This window comes from Rhizobium sp. F40D2 (assembly GCF_051810745.2).
In the GTDB taxonomy this organism is placed as follows: Bacteria; Pseudomonadota; Alphaproteobacteria; order Rhizobiales; family Rhizobiaceae; genus Rhizobium.
Genome location: NZ_CM131436.1, coordinates 125,664 through 147,335, shown reverse-complemented (window position 1 = coordinate 147,335; position 21,672 = coordinate 125,664). Strand labels below are relative to the sequence as shown.

Sequence of the window (21,672 nt, the reverse complement as noted above, 5' to 3'; positions counted from 1 at the left end):
AGTAATTGGCCCCTGCCAGGCCTATCTTCTGGTCATCGAAACGTAAACAGAAGATGAGACTAAACAATGTTTGACCCTATCAGGAAAATCGCTCGCGCGTTCCGCGCTCCGACCACGCAGGAACGTGAAATGGCATATCTCAACGGCTCGCTCGATCGTATTGATCTCGAGTTTCGTCAGCGCCAGGTCGACCGCGGTCTGTTCCGCACGCGCTAATACTGAACTTTATACTTGAGGCGAGTGAGGGACGTTCGGACGCCCCTCGGCATGACAATGCTCTTCCCTGCTGCGAGGACTGAGCTGTTTTTTCGGCGGTATCATTTGCCGCTCTTGTCATGGTGATGTGCGCTGCACTAAATACCGGCCATGTTGTTTCGCCGTCGCAAGCCCGCGGGCTTCAAGGAAAAGATGCGAGAGCTTCTATGGCCTCGCAAAGGTTTCCTTCGCCCGCTCCGTTACCTGACAATGCGCATCCTGCGCCTCAGCGCTTCGCCGCATGCGGTTGCGGCCGGCGTCGCTGCCGGTGTCTTCGTCTCGTGGACGCCGTTCATCGGCGTGCATTTCGTCATGGCCTTCGTCATTACCTATTTTCTCTCCGGTAGTATGGTGGCCGCCGCCCTTGGTTGCGCGGCCTTCGGCAATCCGCTGACCTATCCGTTTATCTGGGGCATCACCTGGGAGATCGGACATCTGCTGCTGAGCCGTGAGGATCATCTGGCTGGTCAGGCGGTGGATCTGGCCGCCCTCTTTCACAGGCTGAACTTCACCGAATTGTGGAGGCCGGTGTTGGAACCGATGCTCGTCGGCGCCATTCCGCCGGGGATCGTCACCTCCGTTGCGCTCTATGCGCTGACATTCTACACCGTGAGGGGTTTTCAGGCGCGCCGCCACACACGGCTGCTGGAGCGGGCGCGTCTGCGTCTGGCCGGCCCGGCCGGCGACATGCCGAGCGTATGAACCTGGTCAAGAAATCTTAAGCGACGGAAGGTTCCGGCATGATCATCGGCATTGGCAGCGATCTGATCGACATTCGCCGCGTCGAAAAATCCATCGAGCGCTTCGGCGAGCGCTTCACCCATCGCTGCTTTACCGAGATCGAGCGCGCCCGTTCCGACCGCCGGGCAAATCGCGGCGCCTCCTATGCCAAACGCTTCGCCGCCAAGGAGGCTTGTTCCAAAGCGCTCGGCACCGGCATAGCCCAGGGCGTCTTCTGGAAGGATATGGGGGTCGTCAACCTGCCGAGCGGCAAGCCGACCATGGTTTTGTCGGGTGCCGCCGCCCTGATCCTCGAATCGATACTGCCTGCGGGCCACAGGCCCGCCATTCATTTGACAATAACGGATGATTATCCCTTGGCGCAGGCCTTCGTGATTATCGAGGCGTTGCCCGAGGGCCTCTGATCGCGACCTCGGGGCTGTCGTCGCGGTCCCGGGAGCTGTCGATCGCGACCTCTCGTCGCTTTTGGCGTTGTCACCATTGCCGCAACCGGCCGAAGTCGCTAGAGAGAACGACAGAAAGAATTGCGCCGCCGCGGCGTCTTGAAGGAATAAGACTGCGTGTCCGAAAAAGTCGAAGCCAAGCCGAACGCCCTCTGGGAAAATATCAAAGTCATCATCCAGGCGCTGATTTTGGCGATGGTGATCCGTACGGTGCTGTTCCAGCCCTTTACCATTCCGTCCGGTTCGATGATGCCGACGCTGCTCGTCGGCGACTACATCTTCGTCAATAAGTTCGCTTACGGCTATTCGAAATATTCGCTGCCCTTCTCGCCTGACATCTTCAGCGGCCGCCTGTTCGGTGCCGACCCGAAGCGCGGCGATATCGTCGTCTTCCGCTTCCCGCCGAACCCCGAGATCGACTACATCAAGCGCTGCATCGGCCTGCCGGGCGACCATATCCAGGTCACCGACGGCGTGCTCTATGTCAACGGCAAACCGGTTCCGAAGGTGGCCGATGGTACCTTCACGTCGGATTACAAGCTCGATCCGGGCGCGGATGTGCCGGTCTTCCGCGAAACGCTCGATAACGGCAAGACTTACGACACGCTCGATCAGTCTCCCGTGTCGCGCGGTGACAACACCCGTGAATTCATCGTGCCGGAAGGCCATTATTTCATGATGGGCGACAATCGCGACAACTCGCTCGACAGCCGCTTCGACGTCGGCTTCGTGCCTGCGGAAAATCTTGTCGGCCGCGCCAGCGTCATCTTCTTCTCGCTCGGCAACGACACCTCCTTCCGCGAAATCTGGAAGTGGCCGACGAACATGCGCTGGGACCGCCTCTTCAAGGTTGTTGAATGAGCAAGGCGCAGACGCTTTCTGCGGCAGACCGCGCAAAGCTTGAAGGCCTGATCGGTCACGACTTCGCCGAGAAGGAACGCCTGGACCGGGCGCTGACCCATGCCAGCGCCCGCACGGAGAAGGGCGGCAACTACGAACGGCTGGAATTCCTCGGCGACAGGGTTCTCGGGCTCTGCATCGCCGAGCTTCTGTTCCGCACCTTCGGCACGGCGGGGGAAGGCGAGCTCTCGGTTCGTTTGAACCAGCTGGTCAGCGCCGAAACCTGCGCTGCGGTCGCCGACGAACTCAATCTTCATCTTTATATCCGCACCGGCGCCGACGTGAAGAAGTTGACCGGCAAGCGGATGATGAACGTGCGCGCCGACGTGGTCGAAAGCCTGATCGCTGCGATCTATCTCGACGGCGGCCTCGAAGTTGCCCGCCGCTTCATCCTGCGCTACTGGCAGGGCAGGGCGGTCAGGGCCGATGGCGCCAAGCGCGACGCCAAGACCGAGTTGCAGGAATGGTCGCACGCGAAATTCGGCGTCACACCAAACTACCGGGTTGATGAACGCAGCGGACCGGATCATGATCCGCGTTTCAGGGTGACGGTGGAAGTTGCTGGCATAAAGCCGGAAACCGGCGTAGAGCGGTCGAAGCGCGCCGCCGAACAGGTTGCGGCGACGAAGATGCTTGAGCGCGAAGGCATTTGGCAGCAATCGCCTGCCGGAAACTGACGGGACAATGACACAAGAAGAAGATATCGCGGCCGAAGCTGCTGCAGAAACCAATGGTCCGACGCATTCGGGCTTCGTCGCGCTGATCGGACCGACCAATGCCGGCAAGTCGACGCTGGTGAACCGCCTGGTCGGCGCCAAGGTCTCGATCGTCAGCCATAAGGTGCAGACGACACGTGCCATCGTTCGCGGCATCGCGATCCACGACAACGCCCAGATCGTCTTCATGGATACACCCGGTATCTTCAAGCCGCGCCGCCGGCTCGACCGCGCCATGGTGACCTCCGCCTGGGGCGGCGCGAGGGATGCCGATCTGATCGTGCTGCTGATCGACAGCGAGCGCGGCCTGCGCGGCGACGCCGAAGCCATCCTCGAAGGCCTCAAGGAAGTCCGGCAGCCGAAGATCCTGCTGCTCAACAAGATCGACCGCGTCAACCGCGAGGATCTGCTGGCCCTCGCGGCCGCTGCCAATGAGAAGATCGCCTTCGATCGCACCTTCATGATCTCGGCCGAAAACGGCTCCGGCTGCGACGATGTCATGGATTATCTGGCCGCGACGCTGCCGGAGGGGCCGTGGTATTATCCTGAAGACCAGATCTCCGATCTGCCAATGCGCCAGCTCGCTGCCGAGATCACCCGCGAGAAGTTGTTCCTGCGGCTGCACCAGGAGCTTCCCTACGCTTCGCATGTCGAAACGGAGAAGTGGGAAGAGCGCAAAGACGGCTCGGTGCGGATCGAGCAGGTGATCTATCTCGAGCGCGACAGCCAGAAGAAGATAGCGCTCGGCAAGGGTGGTGAGACCATCAAGGCGATCTCGACGGCTTCCCGCAAGGAATTGTCGGAGATCCTCGAGCAGCCGGTCCACCTCTTCCTGTTCGTCAAGGTTCGCGAGAATTGGGGTGATGATCCCGAACGATTCCGCGAAATGGGTCTCGATTTCCCGAAATAAGGGATGACAAGAGTTTGGTCATTCGGCTGCCAGCCCCTTGTTTCCAAATAAAAAAACCGCATCGCTCACGGAACAATTCGGTAACTTGTGCATTCCTTCATGAACGGCGCGCCAAAGACGGCGCGCCAGTTTTGCGACGGCAGGGGCGGGTATGGTGACGTCGAGATCGGTCAATTCCTTCAAGACCCCTTGCCAGCAATGTCCTTTGCGGCCCTTGCCGCATTTCCGGGAATTCAGCCGCGACGAACTGGAATTCGTCTCCAATTTCAAGAGAGGTGAACTTGCCGTCGATGCCGGCTCCACCATCCTCGTCGAGGGCGCGCATAGCGCGCATCTTTTCACCGTGCTTGCCGGTTGGGGCTTTCGCTACAAGATGCTGGAGGATGGGCGCCGCCAGATCCTGAATTATATCATGCCGGGCGATCTGATCGGCCTGCAGGGAACGATCGCCGGCGAGATGCAGCATTCCGTCGAAGCGCTTTCACCGGTTTCTCTCTGCGTCTTCGAGCGCGACAGGCTGATGACGCTCTATAACAAACACCCCTCGCTTGCCTTCGACATCACCTGGATCGCGGCGCGCGAGGAGCGAATCTTGGATGAACACCTGCTCAGCATCGGCCGTCGCACGGCGTTGGAAAGAGCAGCCTATCTGATCGCTTTTCTGTTTGAGCGCGGCCGGAAGCTTAATCTCTTCAATGGCCGCCAATTCATCCCCATCACCCAGCAACACATTGCCGATACGCTCGGCCTTTCCATCGTCCACACCAACAAGACCTTGAAAAAGCTCGGTGAACGCGGGTTGATCCGCTGGCAGGAGCGCGGCTGCGAGGTTCTGAACGGCGAGGAATTGATGGCGATTGCCGGCTGGGAAGGGCTCGGAGAGAGTAAACGTCCCTTCATCTAGCGCCGGGCTTATGTCTTTTTTAAATGCGCATTAGCATCAGGGAAAATAAGCTCGGTCGTCGTCTTTCCTCCGATTTGATTCTTATCGACCGGGCAGAAAAATGGTTCATTCAGAAATGGTGGCGGAATTCACCGACAGCGTGCCATGCGGGGCACCGGAGGGCATTGATGTTGGCGAAACGGCCGGGGCGCTGCGACTGGCGCCCGACGGAGGGCAGGGAATCATGAGCGCAATCCGTGTTCTGGTTCTTGAAGACAGCCTGATTATCGCGATGGAGGCGGAGGATATTTTGCGCCTGGCCGGCGTCGAGAATATCGATATCGTCGGCAGTGTGGAGCAGGCGAGGGCTGCCGTCACTGCGGAGACTTATGATTTCGCCCTTCTTGACGTCAATCTCGGCGAGGGCATGAGCTTTGGATTTGCCCGTCATCTTCTCGATCTCGGCATTCCCTTCGGCTTCGTCAGCGGTTATTCCGATACCGGCGATTTCCCGCCGGACTTGCAGCACATTCCGCTTCTGGTGAAGCCTTTCGACGAAACGGCGATGCGTCAGTTCCTGCTGAGGCTATTCCCGGCTGTCGCCTGACGCGGTCCGTGACAGCAGCTAGGCCTTTCCCATTTTCGGCATCATGCTCTAGGATGGATTCGTCAGCCGCAAGGACTTCTTTCGATGCAGTGGCAGGATCATGCGATCATCCTGGGCGTCAAGCGCCACGGCGAGACGAGTGTCATCGCCGAGGTGATGACGCGCGATCGCGGCCGCCATCTCGGCCTGGTGCGCTCCGGCCGGTCGCGCGCCATGCAGCCGGTCCTGCAGGCCGGCAATGCCGTGGAGGTCATCTGGCGCGCCAGGTTGGACGAACATCTCGGCGAATTCCGCGTCGAGCCGGTGACGTTGCGCGCCGCCCGCCTGATGGAAACGGCGACCGCCGTCTACGGCGTTCAGGCGATGGGTGCGCTGCTGCGGCTGCTGCCGGAGCGTGACCCGCATCCGCACCTCTTCGAAGCGCTGGAGATTATCCTCGACCACCTGCACAACCCGGCCGATGCCGGCGAACTCTTCGTGCGTTTCGAGCTTGCAGTGCTGAACGATCTCGGTTTCGGCCTCGATCTCGCCGAATGCGCTGCGACCGGCGCCCGTTCCGATCTCGTTTATGTCTCGCCGAAATCCGGCCGCGCCGTCAGCCGCAGCGCTGGTGCCCCCTGGGCGGACAAGATGCTGCTCCTGCCACCGTTTCTCGCTATCGAGGGCAATCACGCGGCCGACTTCGATAGTCTCGCGGCGGCATTCCGCCTGACGGGGTTCTTTCTGCATCGCCATGTCTATGAACCGCGCGGCATCGAAGCCGCGGCAGCCCGCGACGGCTTCGTCCAGGCGGCACTCAAGGCGCTCAATCCAGCATTGCGGACGCTTTCCGGTCCGAATGATATTTCCGCCTGACCTCCGTTTTTTACCGGTGCAAAACATCCTCCGGATTTGGCGGTTTACCCGCATGGGAGCCCTTCCTATGTCTTGGAAGACTGCCAGCCAAGGAGGATCCCATGCTGACCAAGACCGCAACACCGACGACGATCACCCTCTGGAACGGCCGCGAAATTCCGCGTCTCGGCATGGGATGCTGGGCAATCGGCGGCCCCTTCTTTGCCGGTGACACGCCGCTCGGCTGGGGCGAGGTCGACGACGATGAATCCGTCGAAGCGATCGGCCGCGCCATCGAACTCGGCATCCGCTTCTTCGATACCGCCTCGAATTACGGCGCCGGCCATTCCGAAGACGTTCTCGGCCGGGCAATCGGCAATCGCGACGATATTACCGTTGCCACCAAATTCGGCTTTGCCACCGACCCGGACACCAAGCAGGCAACCGGCGCCTTCGCCGATGAGGCCTTCATCCGCCGTTCGGTCGAGACCTCGCTGCGCCGCCTCAAGCGTGACCGTCTCGATCTCTTACAGTTCCACATCAATGATTTTCCGTTGGAACAGTCCGATGCCGTCTTCGACGTGCTGGAGGCGCTGCGCGCCGAAGGCAAGATCGGCGCATTCGGCTGGAGCACCGATTTTCCCGATCGCGCCGCCCGCCATGCCAGCCGTCAGGGCTATGTCTCGGTGCAGCATACGATGAACGTCTTCGATCCGGTGCCGGAGATGATCGCGGTGATCGAAAGGCAGGGGCTGATCTCGATCAATCGCGGTCCGCTGGCCATGGGGCTCCTGACCGGCAAGTTCACCGCCGACAAGGCTGTCGGCGCCAAGGATGTACGCGGCGCGGCCCTCGACTGGATGGTTTACTTCAAGGACGGGCGCATGGCCCCGGAATTTGCCGCAAGACTCGACGCCGTTCGCGATCTCCTGACCTCGGGCGGCCGCACGCTGACGCAAGGGGCGCTCGCCTGGCTCTGGGCAAAGTCGCTGCGCACCCTGCCCATTCCAGGGTTCCGCACCGTCGCCCAGGTGGAGGAAAATGCCGGCGCACTGGAAAAGGGACCGCTGCCGGCCGAAGTCATGGCGGGGATCGACGCCGCACTCGCTCGCGGGTAGGAGGTGGACTGCGCGGCACCGCCTTCGACCAGGAACGGTGACGCCTCATCCGCTGCACTGATGGCGAGTTTGGCCTAAACGCACCCTCCCTCTCCGTCATCCCAGGCCTCGAGCCTGGGATCCATGCCACGACTGCCGATGGGTGCGACGTGGATGCTCGGCTCAAGGCCGAGCATGACGGAGAGTGGGGCTAAAGTCGCTGGAGACAGCTCACCCGCCAGAGACTTGGCGTCAGATCCGACCCCGCCGCTCCCAATCGTCGTGCGGCGGCATCTCGTGATGGTAGAGTCCAGACAGCAGCCCCAGCTTGTCATGGGGCTGAATGAGTTAGTGTGGGCAGCCCCACCCTCCGTCATGCTCGGCCTTGAGCCGAGCATCCCACCGCATCCACCCGCGACAATGCGCAGGTCGCATCTCCTCTTGCTCCCTCCATAAACTGACTTGGTGAGGGAGAACGTTGCTGCGTGTGTAAAGAAGCCCCGTCAAGCAGCCTTCCGCAATTCGACCTACGCTCGCGCACGAACCTTCAACGCCCAGCCCTCAGGCCTTTCTTCGACGACGCGGACGGTGTCACCGATCGTGATCCTGCCGCTGCCGCGCGGCGTAACGTTCCAGCCGAAGAGCGGGCCGGGTACACGCCGGTCGGCCGACATGCGGATGCGGCCCATCGCCGGCATCGGGTTCGGCACCTCGCGTGAACCGGTCAGTTGGTCCTGCGTTGTCATGATGCAGCGCGAACATGGTTTGACGAGATCGAAGCGGATGCCGGCAATCTCGATCGCTGCCCAGCGGTCCTCCGGCCAGGCCTCGTCGATATCGATGACGATGTTCGGACGGAAACGTTCCATGCCGACGCGGCCTTCGCCATGGGCGACGAGATCGGTGTTCAAAGCCTTCAGCGAGCCGGTCGTCGTCACCAGGATCTGGTACCCGTCGGTAAAGGTGACCGGCGTGCCTTCGCCGGCCCATTCGGCATTCGCCGTCCGCCGTGCCTGGCCGTCGAAGAAGACCAACTGCACCTCGCAGCCGAGCCATTCGGAAAGCTGCCGGTTGCTCTCGCGATCGGCGACGGCGGCGCTGACGGTCGATTTCCACACGCTCACATCCATGCGGGTGTCAGGCCGAGGCGGCGGCACGGATATGTCCTGCTTTCCTTGCATCAGCAGCCGGAAGGCGCCGGGCTCCGACCGGATCTCGATGCGCGCCAGGTCCGGCAATTCGCGCTGGGTGATGAAGTGCCCGTGTGCGTCGGTGATCATCGCCCGCCGGTCGCCGGGAAGCCCATAGGCATCGATGTCGGCCGAAGGCAGGGCAATGCCGCGGGCGCTCTTGAGCGGGTAGATGAAGAGGTCGCTGATATGCATACGGTTCTCCTAAGCATGTCGCGCAAAAGTGTTCAGCGGTTTTCCCAGGCAAAGCGCGAAGCGCTTTTGCGGCAACGACATGCGCAAAAACAAGAAGCTAAAGCGCGAGAAGCAGATCTGAAAGATCGCGACGCGCTTTAGATCTCGTCCATGAATGCCTGGAGGAAATCGCGCAGGCTTTTGTCGCGCGAAGCCGCCAGACTGCGGCCGGTCTCGGTCTGGAACCCGTCCGCCAGTTTGAAAAGCTTCGTCCGGAAATGGTCAATCGCATAACGCTTGTCGTCGAGCGGGCGCTCCGCCGCCGCCGGGTCGAACGGATCGTAGAGCCCGGATCCCAGCCGCCCGGCAATATAGAAGCAGCGTGCCGCGCCAATCATGCCGATCGCGTCCAGCCGGTCGGCATCCTGCAGGATCTTTGCCTCCAGCGTCTGCGGCGCCACCCCGGCCGAGAAACTATGCGCGGTGATGGCGTGAGCCGCGGCTTCGATATCCGCCTCGCTCCAGCCGAGTTCCGCCAGGATCTCCGATGCCTTTTCCGCTGCCAAAGCCGATGCTTTTGACCGCAGCGGCGAATTTTTCTCGACGGCGACGCAGTCGTGCAACAGCACGGAAGCGGCAAGCACCCGATCGTCTCCGCCTTCTCCAGCATGGATGCGCATGGCGTTGCGGAAGACGCGCAGGATATGGGCAAGGTCATGCGAGCCGTCGTCGCCATCGGCCGCGTGTGCGATCAGCGCCGCAGCGAGTGTCTCATGAGGAAAGAAGGCTTCAGCCTCGAACATTGCGCCACCTGTTAAGAGGATGATCTTTTCCGTCGATAGGGCATCGGAGCGGAAGCGGATACGGCATCTCGGTCGAAGCACGCGACAACGAAGGCTCGGGGACCGTTGCCGATTGTGTAGCCGCTTGTCGCGCGAGTCGCAATTGAAGCCCGTTCAGCACCTTGGAAGATGCATTACGCCACCATTCTTCGGCGGCAGGGAGAGAAGGTGGGGCACGTCGCAGGCCGGTCTCGGCCGGCTGATGTGATAGCCCTGGATCTCGTCGCATTCCTCGCATTCGAGCAGCGCCAGTTGCTCGGCCGTCTCGACGCCTTCGACGGTGACGCGCATGCCGAGCGCGTCACCGAGCAGAATGATCGCGTGCATGATCGCATGCGCTTCCTTGTTGTCGACGATGTCGTTGACGAAGGATTTGTCGATCTTGATCTTGTCGAAGGGGAAGCTTGAGAGATAGCTCAGCGAGGAGTAGCCGGTGCCGAAATCGTCCATCGAAATGCGGATGCCGCGCTCCTTCAGCGCATGCAGGATCGGCAGCACCTCGCCGAGATTTTCCATCAGCACGCTTTCGGTGATTTCGAGCTCCAGCCGCAGCGGCGACAATGAGGCGGCCGCCAGCGCTTCTCCGACATCCCTGGTCAGGTCGCTGCTGCTGAACTGCATCGCCGAAACGTTAACCGCGACCTTGATGTCTTCAGGCCATTCTACTGCATCGTTGCAGGCACGGCGCAAAACCCAGCGGCCGATATCGACGATGAGGCCGACCTCTTCGGCGAGCGGAATGAAATCTATTGGCGCAACACGGCCGCGGATCGGATGGTTCCAGCGGATCAGGGCCTCGAAGCCGCAGATGCGCCGCTGCGAAAGGTCATAGAGCGGCTGGTAATGCAGCTCGAATTCTTCCTTCTCGATGGCTGCTCTGAGGTCCGCCTCCAGCGCGTGGCGCAGTTGCATCTGCGCTTCCATCTCGCCGGCGAAGAAACGCTCGCGCTTGCGCCCGTCCGCCTTGGCGTGGGACAGCGCCACGCCGGCATTCTTCAGCAGGATATCGGTTTCATCACCGTCCCCCGGGGCGACTGCGATCCCCATCGAGACGCTGAGCTCTATCTGTTTTTCGCCGTGCAGGATTGGCAAGGAAAGCTCGCGGCGGATCTGCTCGGCCAGCGCCGTCACGTTCCACGGCTGCTGTCTGCCTGTCTGCAGGATGGCGAATTCGTCCGAACCTAGCCGCGCCAGGGTGTTCTCCGAACCGGCCGAGGCCCGGATGCGCGCGGCGACCTGCTGCAGGATCGTGTCGCCGGCGGACACGCCCATCATGTTGTTGATCGATTTGAACCGGTCGAGGTTGAGGTGAATGAGGGCGAGCTGCTCGTCCCGTCTGCGCTCTGCGAGTGCTGAATCGACCTGCTCGCGGAAATGGATGCGGTTTGGAAGACCGGTCAGCGGGTCGTGGTGGGCGAGATAGGTGATGCGCTCGGCCGCCTTTCGATCCTCGGTAATATCGGCATGAATGGCGATGTTGCTGCCGTCGGCAAGGATGGTCACCATGCTCTGGATGACGCGGCCGTCGTCCATCAGCCATTCGCGCCGACGGATACCGCTGCTTTTTGCGGCTGCGGAGGAATGTCGGCCGGCTCGCCGGCCGGGCTTGGCGCCAGTGCCTTCCGAACCGCGCATTTTGTCGATGAGATCGGCGATTGTCGCACCGGGAGTGACATCGGCCTGGGTGAGGCCGAAGAGCTGACCGAAGCGAATATTGGAAAGCGTCAGCCGCTGATCTGCGTCGAAGACGCTGAGACCGAGTGGCAGGTTGTTGAGGATGATTTCGAAGAGTCTCTGCTGGCCGTCGAATGCCTGGCTGAGGGCTGACATATTGCCTCGCAGCGCATGGTTCTCCCTCAGCAGCGTTTCCGCGCTTCTTTCGATCTCGTCATAGTCGCTTTCATGGACACGATAGGTCGCGATGACAAGCTCCATCAGACGCTGTGCGTCCACCGATCCATCGGCGGTGATGGCCTGGCTGCATTGCTGCCAGAAGAGCGCTTCAGCTTTCATGGCGAGGCCTCTGCAGGGCGGCCGCGAAGGCAATCGCCGTCACTTGATGGACGTACCTCATCGCATTGAAAACTCTTCCAAAAGTGGCCATAAAATTGATTTTTCATAAACTAAACGTCCAGGTGGTATCTTGTGACGCTCATTCTGGACGGGCGGGATTAATATTCGGTTGCAGTGCAGCAGCGGCTTCGCGTCGTTAGACATTTGTTTTATATGTGAAAAATTGCTGAAATACCGCAGAGCCTCCTCGCGTGGCGCCGGCGGACGTTCAGCCTCGGGCCGTCTCGTTAACCGTTGTCAATCATCGTTAATGAGAAGTTAACAACTTATTGACGCACCGCGCAAATCAGTTTAACCAGCGAGTCAATCAGTGATTTTCCACGTTCGTATTGCGTACAAACACCACCGGCAAAAGGCGGTGAATGGAGGTTTGTATGACCAGCACCACATCCGTTTCCGATACGTCATATGCATATCTGGCGACACTCTCGCGGCTTGATGCCAATGGCGATGGTGTACTCAGCCGCGGCGAACGTGCCGCTGATGAGAAGCCCGGCATCATCAAGGAACTCCTGGAGGAGGACAACACCAGCGAGACGCAGCCGAAATTTTCCGGCAGCCTGATTGCGCTGATGATGGACTCGCGTGACAGCAGCATCGCCGTCCCTTATCCGTTGCAGCAGACGGCGCCGACGACCGACGATCAACGGGACGATCTCTACCGCAACACTTACGGCCAGTTCGACTTCAGCGCCGTCGCCTGAGCCGCTCCCGAATCCGGTCATCTGCAAGCCGGCCGTTTGGCCGGCTTTTCCAGTTCTGCGCTCCCTGCGCATAGCGCCACTTCCAAGTGATAGAGCCTCCTGTCGGACACGCGGCGCTTTAAATGAGGAACAGCTTCCAGGTTGATACGTTCAGAAGGACAACCGGACGGAAGGAGATCTCCATGAAAGCCATGTGCACCATCGCCGCCCTGAGCCTGCTTGCCGTTGCGTTGCCGGCGGGTGCCCAGGACAAGCAGACGGCGGTCGCCAATTTCGTCGGCAAGGACGGCAAGGAGGACGGCCGCGCGCAACTGACGGCTGCCGCCACCGGCGGTGTGCTGATCGAAGTCGAGATATCAGGACTGCCGGCGAACAAATGGGTGGCCTTCCATGTTCATGAGACAGGCCGATGCGACGCCGCCACCCATCACGAGTCGGCCGGCGGTCACTTTAACCCTGAGAAGGCCGAGCATGGCATCCTTGCCGCCAAGGGACCGCATGCCGGCGATATGCCCAATCAATATGTCGGGCAGGACGGCGTGCTCAGGGCGCAGGTCTTCGACAGCATGGTCACGCTCGATGGCAAGACCGACGGCATTCGCGGCCGCGCATTGGTGGTGCACGCCAACTCGGATGACTATCGCAGCCAGCCCTCGGGAGATGCGGGGGAAAGACTATCCTGCGGCGTCATTCAATAGTCTGCTGCATCAGTTCCTGGATCACTGTCTCATTGCCGCGTCAGTGCCGGCTTTTCGGCGGCCGATCTGCCGTTGGACGTCTTTGCCGGCGCGGCATTCGGCGCATCCGGCAACGCGGCCCGATTGTTCTCGTCGAAGGCGAGTTTTACGCGTTTCGTCATGTCCCGGCTGACCGTCCACCAGTCACCGGTCTTTGCCCAATAGCGCAGCGTCACGAAGATCGCGCCGTCACCGAGGCCGTCGACGAAGACGCTCGGTTCCGGTGACTTCAGCACCCGGGAATCGGCTTTGGCAAGGCCCATCAATGTTTCCATCGACTGATCGATGTCATCCTCCACCTTGATCTTCAACTCGTTCCGCCGCGTCGCCTCGCGGCTGAAATTGGTAATCGGCGTATTCCATAGCGTCGAATTCGGCGCCAACCGGTAGAGCCCGTCGGCGGTTCTGAGTTCGGTCGCAAACAGGCCGATTTCGCGCACCGTACCGGCCACGCTGCTGGTCTCGATGTATTCTCCGACCCGGAACGGCCTGAGGATCAGCAGCATGATGCCGGCGGCGATATTCTGCAGTGTTCCCTGCAGCGCCAGTCCGATTGCCAGGCCGGCTGCGCCGAGGGTCGCGATGATCGAGGCGGTCTGGACGCCGAACTGGCCGAGCACGGTGATGAACACCAGGATGAGCAGCGCGTATCGGAGCACATTGGTGAAGAAGCGCGCCAGCGTCTCGTCAATGCCATGGACGCGGGACAGGCCCTCATAGGCCCAGCGGCTGGCAAAACCGGCAAGCGCCCAGCCGAGAACGAGCAGAATCACGGCCCCAAGGACGGAAAAGGAATATTGCACCGCCAGCGCGCTCGCCTGGCTGAGCGCCGTTTGCGTGGCAAGAAGGACGTCGGCTGCTTGTTGTTGCATGATCTGGCCTTTTCTACGTGGTCGGGCCTAGATGGGGCAGATGGCGGCAGCGTCAACCGCAGGCGGGCTCGCCGATCGCAAGCACGAAAGGGGCGTTGCCGTCGGCATCGGCACCGCGCCCGATCGCCTGCACTGCCGCAACAAGCCGGCCGCTGCGATTTAGCAGCGCGTCGCCGATCTCGATCAGCCGGGCGTTCGGCGTCGCGAAAGGCGAGGCCGACCGCAGCCGGCGCGCAAGCGTTTCCTCACTCTGATCCGGCGCAAGCGACAGCGCGGCGATCAGGGCTGCTGCCGGCGAGCGCGAGACGCCCATCCAGCAATGGATGAGCAGCGGCGTCTCCTGCCGCCACGACGCGGCAAAGTCGATAATCCCCTGCACATGGGTTTCGTCGGGCGCCACCAGGCCGCCGGTGCCCTTGAAGGTGATGTCGTTCATCGCAAGCGTCAGATGGCGGTCGGCCACGATCACGCCCGGCCGGTGAAAGGCCTGCTCCTTGGCGATCAGGCTGATCATGTCACGCGCCTTGTGGCGCACCGCCATCTCCGCGATGCGCGACAGCGGCGAGACGACGATGAAACTCACGAGACCATCTCCCGCGCGGTCTCGATCGCCGCGAAGCGCTCGCAGAACAGCCGCTGCGCTTCGATTGCCGGCAGCGGCTCGATCATCAGCATCTCCCTGCTGATGCCGCGCGGCTGGCCGAAGAACTTCTGTGCCTCGGCGGGTGTGAAACCGGCGAGCACCGTCGCCTCGAAATAGGCGGCGATCGTATCGGCTTTTTTGATGCGGTCCTTGAGGTCCCGCGAGGGATGCGGCGGCAGGCCGAAGCGCAGGTGCACGGCGGCCTCCAGACGCTTTTCCACCGTCTTGTAGCCGCCCCCGACCACCGATTTGAACGGCGAGATCATATCGCCGATCACATATTCGGGCGCATCATGCAGCAGCGCCATCAGGCAGTCCTGTGGGGACGCATCATTGACGCGGCGGAAAATGTCTTCGACGACGAGGCTGTGCTGCGCCACCGAAAAAGCATGATCACCCGATGTCTGGCCGTTCCAGCGGGCAACACGCGCCAGCCCGTGGGCAATGTCGATCAGTTCCACATCGAGCGGCGAGGGGTCAAGCAGGTCGAGCCTGCGCCCGGATAGCATGCGTTGCCAGGCGCGCGGAGCTTTCATCGTCGTCACGCACTGGCCTCGTCGGCGCTGGTGGGAAAGACAAGGCCGGACCATTGCGGCAGGACGAGGGAAACGGGTGTCTCGCCGGCCAGCAGCGGCGTGCCGGCGGCCATTGCCGCCCCGGCGCGGTCGATGCGAACGATCGCCAATCCATGGTCGCCTTCGACCGAACCGAGTGTCCCGACAGGCTTGCCGGCGGCGGAGATCTCCGTCCCGGTCTCCGGCAGAGCCGTAGCAGCGGACACTGTGACGACGCGCCGGCGCGCGGTGCCGCGGTGCTGCATGCGCGAAACGACCTCCTGGCCGACATAGCAGCCTTTCCTGAAGGAGAGGCCGCCATTGAAATCCATCAGCACGTCGTGCGGAAAGGCATCCTGCAAGGCGAAGTCCGATCCTGACGTGACGATGCCGTGCGCGATGCGCAGCGCATCGTAGAGCGCTTCTTCACCGTCGCCGTGTTTCCCGGGCTGGCGGATCAACGTAACGCCTGCCTTGGCGAAGCGACTATCCCGGACGCCCTGGTTGTTCTCACCACCCATGGCCCCTTCGCCCCAGGAAACGGTGACACCCTCTTCGGCGCGCGGCGCGAGCGTGACGGCGGCGCGCAGCTTGTACATCGTCAGCCGCTTCAGCAGGCCATCGCGCTGGCCGGCGTCAGTTTCGATCGTATAGCCGTCGCCCTCCCGCCAGATCATGAAGTCGAACAGGATCTTGCCCTGCGGCGTCAGCAGCGCCCCGGGCCGCGCCTCGCCGGCCTCAAGCGAGATGATATCGGTGGTGATCAGGTTCTGCAGGAAGGATTGAGCTTCCACGCCGCTGATGGAGAGAAGTGAGCGGTCTTTCAGGAATACGGCTGGCATGGCGGAACCTGTCGCGTTGGTCATCGCTCAGAGGTATGTCTTCATGAGGTGGATCGCAAGCGTCCCACCTAAAGGCGAAACGCCAAAGGCGCAAGCGTGGTGGACGTCAATCGCCCGCCGTGAAGAATTTCCATTTGCCCTGCGGCGTAATGCCGAGGCGGTAGAAATTATAGCCGCCGAATTCCTGCATATCGGAAAGATCGCCGGCGGTGACGATGCGCAGCAATTCGACACGCTCAGGCGGTGTCAGCGACTTTAGGTCCTTCTCGGCGAAATAGGGCCAGACATACATCTCGTCTGCCGTACCCTGGCCGACATGCACGAAGCCGGTCGAAACGATGTCGAGCATGATGGCGAGGATTTCGTCTCCGTCGGGATCGCCCGAAAGATCCTTCAGCGTGCCGATCGGATCCTCCGTGGGCTCGCCCACAGTCACCTGTGTCTGCTCGGTGCCGGTGCCCATCAGCGGTCGCAAGCGTTCGAGATCGCCGGAGGCAGCCGCCTCGACGATCTGCTCGCGCATCTTGCGAACCGGCTCGGGCACCTTGCTGATGTCGTAAATCACTTCGGTGGGCTTGGAAGCATCCTGGGCGCCCGGCGTCTTGTCGACACCCTGATTGCTCTGGCTGTTGACCAGCGGATCGGCCATCGGAACGCTGGGAGCGGTCCCGCCCTGCGGCTGGCTCTGTCCCTGAGCGCTTCCCGCCGCAGCCGGCGCGTCGTTGGCAGCCTGGCCGGGGATCTTGTGCAGTTCGGAAAGCGCGTAGGCTGCCGGGGCAAGGAAAATATTGCCGGCGGCAAGGCTGAACGCAAGCAGCACCGGCGCGAGCGGAATTCGCGAAATTTTCTCTTTACCGGTATGCATCAAACTCTCTGATAACAATTATTGCAGGGTGCGGTTCGCGGAGAATTCGCCGGCAAGCATGCGTTCACGCAGCGAATCCAGCAAGGCTTCGGCGCTGCTTTCCCCGTGCAATCTGATCGTCTCGCGCAAGGCATGCCCAATAGCTGCATCAGCGATGATCTCAGGCTCGATTCCGTCGGCCATGCCGTCGGCCCAAGCCTCGTTCTGGTACTCCAGAGCCGCCTGCATCTTCTCGTGGACGATCATGTCGTCGATCTCGTTGAGGCTTGCTTCCATTGTCTTTTCCTCAGAACTTCTCATGTCTTACTGCACCGTTAACAACACTAACAGCCTTTTCCCAAAACGACACGTCCACATGCGAAAACAGGTTAATTAAACGTCAATTTCCAAAACGCGAGGTAATTTCTGTGGCAAGTGTTGCACCTTCGTTACGGTAGCGCTCTTCTGCCACGATGGCCGCTGCCGTGCAATCCGTATAGACCGAGGCGAAGGCGCGGTAGCCGCGATTGAAGGCGGCAGTCAGCCTTTCCTTGCGCTGCGGCGCGTTGCCGGTCTCCGAATCGAGCAGTTGCTGCATCCCGTTTCGCCACTCGTCGCCGCCTGCCGCCTTGCAGAGCGTTCTCAGATAATGCACTGAGCCCAACACCTCGGCGAGCCGTGCCAGCTTGTCGTCATAGGGCACCGTCACCGCGGGCGGCGGCGCAATCTCCTCCTCCCGTGGAGGCGGCGTGATCTTGCCCTGCGCCATGGTGGGGCCGGCGAGCACGAGCAGGGACAGGAGAACGCGTCGAATGGGAATCATGCTCCCAGTTGATACGTTGAGCATGACGGCAACAAGGCGGGCCTTGAGAGTTTCCACTCCTATTCGCCGCCCGCCAGAGCATCATGCCGAAAAGTGCAGCGGTTCTCGGACGACATCGTGCTCTAACTTTGATTCAGAACAGGATTCAGATTATAGGCCGGCCTCAATCATCCTGTTCTAGCCGCTCTGCGCATTCGAGCACGCTCTGCGGCACAGGCAGCCGCCGGATTTCCTCAACCGTATACCAGCCGAGCGCCGCCGCATCGTCGGCGGCCTCAGCCACCAGTTCCCGATCCGCCTCGACGCGAAAGACCGACAGGAAGAAATGGCTGCTGAGGCTGCCATCGGCTGCATGGGTTTTCAGGTCATAGGTCGAAAACAGCTGCGGATTGCGCACCGAAATGCCGGTTTCCTCACGGAATTCGCGCAACGCCGTTTGCTCCGGTGTCTCGCCCGGTTCGGCGCGGCCGCCTGGAAACGCATACATATCGGCAGAAGGCGGATTGCGCCGCAACACCAGAAGGAATCGTCCGTCGCGTTCGAGAATGGCGGAGGAGGCGGCTTTGGCGGTGGAGATCATGAAATGGCTCTTGCTGTGATGGCCCATCCTACCCGATGAATACTGCCGAAGAAATGCGAAGGCGCGAAAGGTGCTTCCGTGACCTACATCATTTATGCCTTTGCCGCCGTCTTCGAGATCGCCGGCTGCTTCGCCTTCTGGGCGTGGCTGAGACTTGGAAAGCCCGTCTGGTGGCTGGCGCCGGGAATGGTCTCGCTGGCGCTTTTTGCCTGGCTTCTGACGCTGGTGCCGAGCGAGGCTGCCGGCCGCACTTTCGCGGCCTATGGCGGCATCTACATCGCCGCTTCACTGCTCTGGCTCTGGCTGGTCGAAAGCCGCGTGCCTGATCGCTATGATATTGGCGGGGCGCTGGTCTGCCTTGCGGGAACGAGCATTATCCTCTTTGGGCCGAGAGGCTGACGCGCCTTGACCGGACTCAAGCCGGGTGCAAAGACAAGCCGATGTGTGGACGTTTCGCCCTGACAAGCTCCAGCGCCGACCTGCGCGAATTTTTCTCCGGTCTCGATCTCGATGAGTTTCCGGCGCGCTACAACATCGCGCCGACGCAGCCGATCCTTGTCGTCATAGCAGGCGAGGGCCGGGAGAAGGGCAGCAACCTGGCCGACCGCCGCGCCGTGCTCGTGCGCTGGGGTCTCACTCCGACCTGGGTCAAGGACCCGAGGGACTTCCCGCTGTTGATCAACGCCCGCTCCGAAACCGCGATCGGCAAGGCCTCCTTCCGGGCGGCCATGCGTCATCGCCGCATACTCATCCCGGCCTCCGGCTTTTATGAATGGCGTCGCCCGTCCAAAGAAAGCGGAGAGCGGCCGCAGGCCTATTGGATCAGGCCGCGTCAGGGCGGGGTCGTTGCTTTTGCCGGGCTGATGGAGACATGGTCCTCGGCGGATGGGTCCGAAGTCGACACCGGCGCGATCCTGACGACATCGGCCAATTCAGGCATATCGGCGATCCACGATCGCATGCCCGTCGTTATCAAACCTGAAGATTTTGCGCGCTGGCTGGATTGCAAGATGCAGGAACCGCGCGAGGTGGCCGACGTGATGCGGCCGGTTCAGGACGATTTTTTCGAGGCCGTCCCGGTCTCCGACAAAGTCAACAAGGTCGCCAATATGGGGCCCGACCTGCAGCAGCCGGTCGTCGTCGAAAAGCCCCTGAAGGCCCCCGAAAAGCGGCCTGCGGACGGCCAGCTCAGTTTCTTCTGAACGCTATCCGCCGCTCTTCCTTGGTCGTGCCGACGCTTCAAGCGGATTTCTTTACGCTGGTCGGCTTGTGCTTCGCCATCAGCGATGCTGCGGCAACCGCCTTGAGGCCGACGGGGCGATAGTTGGCGGCGAGATCGGGCTTGGCCGTCTGCTGTTTGTCGCTACTGCTCTTTTTGGAAGTCACGATACTCTCCTCACGCGGTTCTTCCCAGGGTATTTTGTCGTTTGATGTTTGGTCACAAATAACGCCAAAACGGGGACGCAGCCTATCAGGATTTGTAAACGCGCACCACAATTCGCGAGGCTTAGCTGAAGCCTACGTTGGCTAATACTTACTGAAGCGAGCAGTTCCAATAAAAGTGCGCGGCCGTTTTTCCGGGAAGAAGCGCGCAACGGTTTTCCCGGGGATCCGGGAGACGAAGAGAGACGCAATCCCATCACCCGAAGAAATCACGAAATGCGTTTGCGTCAGATGTGACGGCCGATATCGTCGTCGCCGACGCCGAGTTCCTCGATCGTTAGCGTCCCATATTTCCGGCGCCATTTCCGCGCGCCGAAGGGAAGCGATATGAGGTAGGCGGCAACGGTGAAGACCATCACCTCCCAGGTGTAGCTCATCAGCAGAGCCACATAGAGCACGACGCCGAGCATCATCGGCAGCACGAGATCGCGCCGCAGCCGGTTGCCTTCCGATTTGCCCGACCAAACCGGCAGCCGGCTGATCAGCAGGAAGGCGATGACGACGGTATAAATTGACGAGACATAGGCGAAGGTGCGGTCCGTCGCCAGGCCGAGGAAGCCGAGATAGACCGGCAGCAGCACCAGCATGGCGCCAGCCGGCGCCGGCACGCCGACGAAATATTCCGATTGCCAGCTCGCCTTATTCTCGCGTTCAGCCATGACGTTGAAGCGGGCAAGCCGAAGCCCGGCGGCGATCGCATAGATCAGCGCGGCGATCCAGCCGAGCGAGCGCGCCTGGTCGAGCGCGAAGACATAGACAACGAGGGCGGGGGCGACGCCGAAATTGACGATATCGGCGAGCGAATCCATTTGCGCGCCGAACTTCGAGGTCGCCTTCATCAGCCGGGCCACGCGCCCATCGATGCCGTCGAGAAAGGCGGCGACCAGCACCATGGAGACGGCGAGTTCGTAACGGTTCTCGAAAGCCAGCCGGATGCCGGTCAGCCCGGCGCAGATCGCCAGAATGGTGATGAGGTTCGGAAAGACGAGACGGAGCGGGATTTCGCGCAGGCGCGGGCCACGGGCGGAATCATCCGGACCATTGGGCTCGAAAGGCGGAAAGGGCGTTTCCATATCGCGTTCCAATCTGAACCTGGAGCATGTCGCGCAAAACTGTGTAGCGGTTTTGCGATAGCGACATGCGTAAAAACAAAGGGCTAAAGCGCGAGGAGCGAATCTGAAAGATTGCGACGCGCCTTAGCTGCGGCGGCTGATGATGGGACCCTTGGCGGAGGCGAATTCGGCAATTACAGTTTCCCCGGCAATTGCCACCTGGCCGAGCGAGACGCGTGGCGCAGCACCGGCGGGCAGGAACACGTCGAGCCGCGAGCCGAAACGGATCAGCCCGAAGCGCTCGCCGGCATCCACCGGTTCGTTGGGGTTTGCCCAGCAGAGGATGCGCCGCGCCACGAGGCCGGCGATCTGGACAACGCCGATCTGGCCGTGGCGGGTTTCGATCACCAGCCCGTTGCGCTCGTTGTCCTCGCTCGCCTTGTCGAGTTCGGCATTGACGAAGCTGCCGGAGCGGTAATTGATACTGACGATGCGCCCGCGCATCGGCGCCCGGTTCACATGGCAGTTGAAGACGTTCATGAACACCGAGATGCGCAGCATCGGCTCGGAGCCGAGGTCGAGCTCGGCCGGCGGGGTCACCATCTGGATCGCCGAGACCTTGCCGTCGGCGGGAGAGATCACCAGATCGTCGTCCTGAGGGGTGACGCGTTCGGGATCGCGGAAGAAATAGGCGCACCACAGCGTGAAGATCATGCCGATCCAGAAGAGCGGCTTGAAGATCCAGCCCAGGATCAGCGACGCGACGAAGAAGGCGGCAACGAAGGGATAACCCTCCTTATGCACGGGGACGATCGTGTTGCGAACCGTGTTGAACAGGCTCATGCTGCCGGTCTCCTTGCGTTGTCGTTTTTTGCTGGTTAGCGAAAAACCGTCTCCGGGGCAATGCTGCGGC

The 21,672-nt window shown here is 61.4% G+C and carries 28 protein-coding genes; 14 read left to right on the top strand and 14 right to left on the bottom strand.

What is annotated here, in order from left to right:
• Positions 1–66: 66 nt before the first annotated feature.
• From ACS4RS_RS00750 to ACS4RS_RS00705, 10 genes are all read left to right on the top strand, one after another.
• Positions 67–216 (top strand): DUF3563 family protein, encoded by a 150-nt coding sequence (locus ACS4RS_RS00750; protein WP_071090092.1) that lies wholly within the window; start codon positions 67–69, stop codon positions 214–216.
• Between the two features lie 150 nt (positions 217–366).
• Complete coding sequence (locus ACS4RS_RS00745) at positions 367–957, top strand: DUF2062 domain-containing protein (RefSeq protein ID WP_439009137.1); 591 nt, start codon at positions 367–369, stop codon at positions 955–957.
• A gap of 38 nt (positions 958–995) precedes the next feature.
• Entirely contained in the window at positions 996–1,400 is a 405-nt protein-coding gene (gene acpS / locus ACS4RS_RS00740; RefSeq protein ID WP_439009138.1) for a holo-ACP synthase, read from the top strand.
• A gap of 156 nt (positions 1,401–1,556) precedes the next feature.
• Positions 1,557–2,300 (top strand): signal peptidase I, encoded by a 744-nt coding sequence (gene lepB, locus ACS4RS_RS00735; protein WP_003587590.1) that lies wholly within the window; start codon positions 1,557–1,559, stop codon positions 2,298–2,300.
• The gene (gene rnc, locus ACS4RS_RS00730) at positions 2,297–3,016 is read left to right on the top strand and encodes a ribonuclease III (protein ID WP_439009139.1); all 720 of its coding nucleotides are present in this window, start codon (positions 2,297–2,299) and stop codon (positions 3,014–3,016) included. Before lepB ends, rnc begins: the two co-directional genes overlap by 4 nt.
• Positions 3,017–3,023: 7 nt before the next feature.
• A complete protein-coding gene (gene era / locus ACS4RS_RS00725) occupies positions 3,024–3,965 on the top strand; it encodes a GTPase Era (RefSeq protein ID WP_184377804.1) in 942 nt (313 codons plus the stop codon).
• Between the two features lie 151 nt (positions 3,966–4,116).
• Positions 4,117–4,869 (top strand): cyclic nucleotide-binding domain-containing protein, encoded by a 753-nt coding sequence (locus ACS4RS_RS00720; RefSeq protein WP_439009140.1) that lies wholly within the window; start codon positions 4,117–4,119, stop codon positions 4,867–4,869.
• Positions 4,870–4,969: 100 nt separating this feature from the next.
• Complete coding sequence (locus tag ACS4RS_RS00715; protein WP_439009141.1) at positions 4,970–5,455, top strand: hypothetical protein; 486 nt, start codon at positions 4,970–4,972, stop codon at positions 5,453–5,455.
• A gap of 84 nt (positions 5,456–5,539) precedes the next feature.
• A complete protein-coding gene (gene recO, locus ACS4RS_RS00710; RefSeq protein ID WP_439009142.1) occupies positions 5,540–6,310 on the top strand; it encodes a DNA repair protein RecO in 771 nt (256 codons plus the stop codon).
• Between the two features lie 101 nt (positions 6,311–6,411).
• The gene (locus tag ACS4RS_RS00705) at positions 6,412–7,407 is read left to right on the top strand and encodes an aldo/keto reductase (protein ID WP_439009143.1); all 996 of its coding nucleotides are present in this window, start codon (positions 6,412–6,414) and stop codon (positions 7,405–7,407) included.
• Between the two features lie 506 nt (positions 7,408–7,913).
• On the opposite strand, the gene ACS4RS_RS00700 is transcribed toward ACS4RS_RS00705, so the two are convergent.
• From ACS4RS_RS00700 to ACS4RS_RS00690, 3 genes are all read right to left on the bottom strand, one after another.
• On the bottom strand, positions 7,914–8,771 hold the full coding sequence (locus ACS4RS_RS00700; protein ID WP_439009144.1) for an MOSC N-terminal beta barrel domain-containing protein: 858 nt from the start codon (positions 8,769–8,771) through the stop codon (positions 7,914–7,916).
• A gap of 137 nt (positions 8,772–8,908) precedes the next feature.
• On the bottom strand, positions 8,909–9,553 hold the full coding sequence (locus ACS4RS_RS00695; protein WP_439009145.1) for an HD domain-containing protein: 645 nt from the start codon (positions 9,551–9,553) through the stop codon (positions 8,909–8,911).
• Between the two features lie 153 nt (positions 9,554–9,706).
• On the bottom strand, positions 9,707–11,605 hold the full coding sequence (locus ACS4RS_RS00690) for a putative bifunctional diguanylate cyclase/phosphodiesterase (RefSeq protein WP_449313832.1): 1,899 nt from the start codon (positions 11,603–11,605) through the stop codon (positions 9,707–9,709).
• Positions 11,606–12,039: 434 nt separating this feature from the next.
• On the opposite strand from ACS4RS_RS00690, the gene ACS4RS_RS00685 reads away from it, so the two are divergent.
• Complete coding sequence (locus ACS4RS_RS00685; RefSeq protein WP_439009147.1) at positions 12,040–12,369, top strand: hypothetical protein; 330 nt, start codon at positions 12,040–12,042, stop codon at positions 12,367–12,369.
• Between the two features lie 182 nt (positions 12,370–12,551).
• Positions 12,552–13,067 carry a superoxide dismutase family protein gene (locus ACS4RS_RS00680; RefSeq protein ID WP_439009148.1) on the top strand — a complete coding sequence of 172 codons (516 nt, stop codon included), beginning with the start codon at positions 12,552–12,554 and terminating at the stop codon, positions 13,065–13,067.
• Between the two features lie 29 nt (positions 13,068–13,096).
• On the opposite strand, the gene ACS4RS_RS00675 is transcribed toward ACS4RS_RS00680, so the two are convergent.
• From ACS4RS_RS00675 to ACS4RS_RS00640, 8 genes are all read right to left on the bottom strand, one after another.
• Complete coding sequence (locus ACS4RS_RS00675; RefSeq protein ID WP_439009149.1) at positions 13,097–13,978, bottom strand: mechanosensitive ion channel domain-containing protein; 882 nt, start codon at positions 13,976–13,978, stop codon at positions 13,097–13,099.
• 52 nt (positions 13,979–14,030) lie between these two features.
• On the bottom strand, positions 14,031–14,561 hold the full coding sequence (locus tag ACS4RS_RS00670) for a tyrosine phosphatase family protein (protein WP_439009150.1): 531 nt from the start codon (positions 14,559–14,561) through the stop codon (positions 14,031–14,033).
• Positions 14,558–15,166 carry a YfbR-like 5'-deoxynucleotidase gene (locus tag ACS4RS_RS00665; RefSeq protein WP_439009151.1) on the bottom strand — a complete coding sequence of 203 codons (609 nt, stop codon included), beginning with the start codon at positions 15,164–15,166 and terminating at the stop codon, positions 14,558–14,560. The genes ACS4RS_RS00670 and ACS4RS_RS00665 overlap by 4 nt, the downstream gene beginning before the upstream one ends.
• On the bottom strand, positions 15,163–16,017 hold the full coding sequence (ygfZ, locus tag ACS4RS_RS00660) for a CAF17-like 4Fe-4S cluster assembly/insertion protein YgfZ (RefSeq protein ID WP_439009152.1): 855 nt from the start codon (positions 16,015–16,017) through the stop codon (positions 15,163–15,165). Before ygfZ ends, ACS4RS_RS00665 begins: the two co-directional genes overlap by 4 nt.
• A 106-nt stretch (positions 16,018–16,123) precedes the next feature.
• On the bottom strand, positions 16,124–16,882 hold the full coding sequence (locus tag ACS4RS_RS00655; protein ID WP_439009153.1) for a hypothetical protein: 759 nt from the start codon (positions 16,880–16,882) through the stop codon (positions 16,124–16,126).
• 18 nt (positions 16,883–16,900) lie between these two features.
• Positions 16,901–17,158: a hypothetical protein gene (locus ACS4RS_RS00650; protein WP_439009154.1), complete on the bottom strand. Its 258-nt coding sequence runs from the start codon at positions 17,156–17,158 to the stop codon at positions 16,901–16,903.
• A gap of 103 nt (positions 17,159–17,261) precedes the next feature.
• Positions 17,262–17,708 (bottom strand): TIGR02301 family protein, encoded by a 447-nt coding sequence (locus ACS4RS_RS00645; RefSeq protein WP_449313983.1) that lies wholly within the window; start codon positions 17,706–17,708, stop codon positions 17,262–17,264.
• 139 nt (positions 17,709–17,847) lie between these two features.
• Entirely contained in the window at positions 17,848–18,264 is a 417-nt protein-coding gene (locus tag ACS4RS_RS00640; protein WP_439009155.1) for an NUDIX domain-containing protein, read from the bottom strand.
• A 78-nt stretch (positions 18,265–18,342) separates the two neighbouring features.
• Here ACS4RS_RS00640 and ACS4RS_RS00635 point away from each other — a divergent pair, with 78 nt between their 5' ends.
• Together ACS4RS_RS00635 and ACS4RS_RS00630 are read left to right on the top strand one after the other, a co-directional pair.
• Positions 18,343–18,663 carry a YnfA family protein gene (locus ACS4RS_RS00635; protein WP_054181939.1) on the top strand — a complete coding sequence of 107 codons (321 nt, stop codon included), beginning with the start codon at positions 18,343–18,345 and terminating at the stop codon, positions 18,661–18,663.
• Positions 18,664–18,704: 41 nt separating this feature from the next.
• The gene (locus ACS4RS_RS00630) at positions 18,705–19,466 is read left to right on the top strand and encodes an SOS response-associated peptidase family protein (RefSeq protein ID WP_439009156.1); all 762 of its coding nucleotides are present in this window, start codon (positions 18,705–18,707) and stop codon (positions 19,464–19,466) included.
• Between the two features lie 37 nt (positions 19,467–19,503).
• On the opposite strand, the gene ACS4RS_RS00625 is transcribed toward ACS4RS_RS00630, so the two are convergent.
• The 3 genes from ACS4RS_RS00625 to ACS4RS_RS00615 all read right to left on the bottom strand — a co-directional run bounded on the left by ACS4RS_RS00625 (position 19,504) and on the right by ACS4RS_RS00615 (position 21,602).
• Complete coding sequence (locus ACS4RS_RS00625) at positions 19,504–19,650, bottom strand: hypothetical protein (protein ID WP_439009157.1); 147 nt, start codon at positions 19,648–19,650, stop codon at positions 19,504–19,506.
• Between the two features lie 284 nt (positions 19,651–19,934).
• On the bottom strand, positions 19,935–20,780 hold the full coding sequence (gene pssA, locus ACS4RS_RS00620) for a CDP-diacylglycerol--serine O-phosphatidyltransferase (protein ID WP_439009158.1): 846 nt from the start codon (positions 20,778–20,780) through the stop codon (positions 19,935–19,937).
• Positions 20,781–20,903: 123 nt separating this feature from the next.
• A complete protein-coding gene (locus ACS4RS_RS00615) occupies positions 20,904–21,602 on the bottom strand; it encodes a phosphatidylserine decarboxylase (RefSeq protein WP_097626889.1) in 699 nt (232 codons plus the stop codon).
• Between the last annotated feature and the right edge of the window lie 70 nt (positions 21,603–21,672).

What these genes read in the sequence shown, in the direction of transcription:
- ACS4RS_RS00750 (WP_071090092.1), top strand. Translation starts at nt 67, where the DNA reads ATGTTTGACCCTATCAGGAAAATCGCTCGCGCGTTCCGCGCTCCGACC.
- ACS4RS_RS00745 (WP_439009137.1), top strand. Translation starts at nt 367, where the DNA reads ATGTTGTTTCGCCGTCGCAAGCCCGCGGGCTTCAAGGAAAAGATGCGA.
- acpS (WP_439009138.1), top strand. Translation starts at nt 996, where the DNA reads ATGATCATCGGCATTGGCAGCGATCTGATCGACATTCGCCGCGTCGAA.
- rnc (WP_439009139.1), top strand. Translation starts at nt 2,297, where the DNA reads ATGAGCAAGGCGCAGACGCTTTCTGCGGCAGACCGCGCAAAGCTTGAA.
- era (WP_184377804.1), top strand. Translation starts at nt 3,024, where the DNA reads ATGACACAAGAAGAAGATATCGCGGCCGAAGCTGCTGCAGAAACCAAT.
- ACS4RS_RS00720 (WP_439009140.1), top strand. Translation starts at nt 4,117, where the DNA reads ATGGTGACGTCGAGATCGGTCAATTCCTTCAAGACCCCTTGCCAGCAA.
- ACS4RS_RS00715 (WP_439009141.1), top strand. Translation starts at nt 4,970, where the DNA reads ATGGTTCATTCAGAAATGGTGGCGGAATTCACCGACAGCGTGCCATGC.
- recO (WP_439009142.1), top strand. Translation starts at nt 5,540, where the DNA reads ATGCAGTGGCAGGATCATGCGATCATCCTGGGCGTCAAGCGCCACGGC.
- ACS4RS_RS00705 (WP_439009143.1), top strand. Translation starts at nt 6,412, where the DNA reads ATGCTGACCAAGACCGCAACACCGACGACGATCACCCTCTGGAACGGC.
- ACS4RS_RS00700 (WP_439009144.1), bottom strand. Translation starts at nt 8,771, where the DNA reads ATGCATATCAGCGACCTCTTCATCTACCCGCTCAAGAGCGCCCGCGGC.
- ACS4RS_RS00695 (WP_439009145.1), bottom strand. Translation starts at nt 9,553, where the DNA reads ATGTTCGAGGCTGAAGCCTTCTTTCCTCATGAGACACTCGCTGCGGCG.
- ACS4RS_RS00690 (WP_449313832.1), bottom strand. Translation starts at nt 11,605, where the DNA reads ATGAAAGCTGAAGCGCTCTTCTGGCAGCAATGCAGCCAGGCCATCACC.
- ACS4RS_RS00685 (WP_439009147.1), top strand. Translation starts at nt 12,040, where the DNA reads ATGACCAGCACCACATCCGTTTCCGATACGTCATATGCATATCTGGCG.
- ACS4RS_RS00680 (WP_439009148.1), top strand. Translation starts at nt 12,552, where the DNA reads ATGAAAGCCATGTGCACCATCGCCGCCCTGAGCCTGCTTGCCGTTGCG.
- ACS4RS_RS00675 (WP_439009149.1), bottom strand. Translation starts at nt 13,978, where the DNA reads ATGCAACAACAAGCAGCCGACGTCCTTCTTGCCACGCAAACGGCGCTC.
- ygfZ (WP_439009152.1), bottom strand. Translation starts at nt 16,017, where the DNA reads ATGCCAGCCGTATTCCTGAAAGACCGCTCACTTCTCTCCATCAGCGGC.
- ACS4RS_RS00655 (WP_439009153.1), bottom strand. Translation starts at nt 16,882, where the DNA reads ATGCATACCGGTAAAGAGAAAATTTCGCGAATTCCGCTCGCGCCGGTG.
- ACS4RS_RS00650 (WP_439009154.1), bottom strand. Translation starts at nt 17,158, where the DNA reads ATGGAAGCAAGCCTCAACGAGATCGACGACATGATCGTCCACGAGAAG.
- ACS4RS_RS00645 (WP_449313983.1), bottom strand. Translation starts at nt 17,708, where the DNA reads ATGCTCAACGTATCAACTGGGAGCATGATTCCCATTCGACGCGTTCTC.
- ACS4RS_RS00640 (WP_439009155.1), bottom strand. Translation starts at nt 18,264, where the DNA reads ATGATCTCCACCGCCAAAGCCGCCTCCTCCGCCATTCTCGAACGCGAC.
- ACS4RS_RS00630 (WP_439009156.1), top strand. Translation starts at nt 18,705, where the DNA reads ATGTGTGGACGTTTCGCCCTGACAAGCTCCAGCGCCGACCTGCGCGAA.
- pssA (WP_439009158.1), bottom strand. Translation starts at nt 20,780, where the DNA reads ATGGAAACGCCCTTTCCGCCTTTCGAGCCCAATGGTCCGGATGATTCC.
- ACS4RS_RS00615 (WP_097626889.1), bottom strand. Translation starts at nt 21,602, where the DNA reads ATGAGCCTGTTCAACACGGTTCGCAACACGATCGTCCCCGTGCATAAG.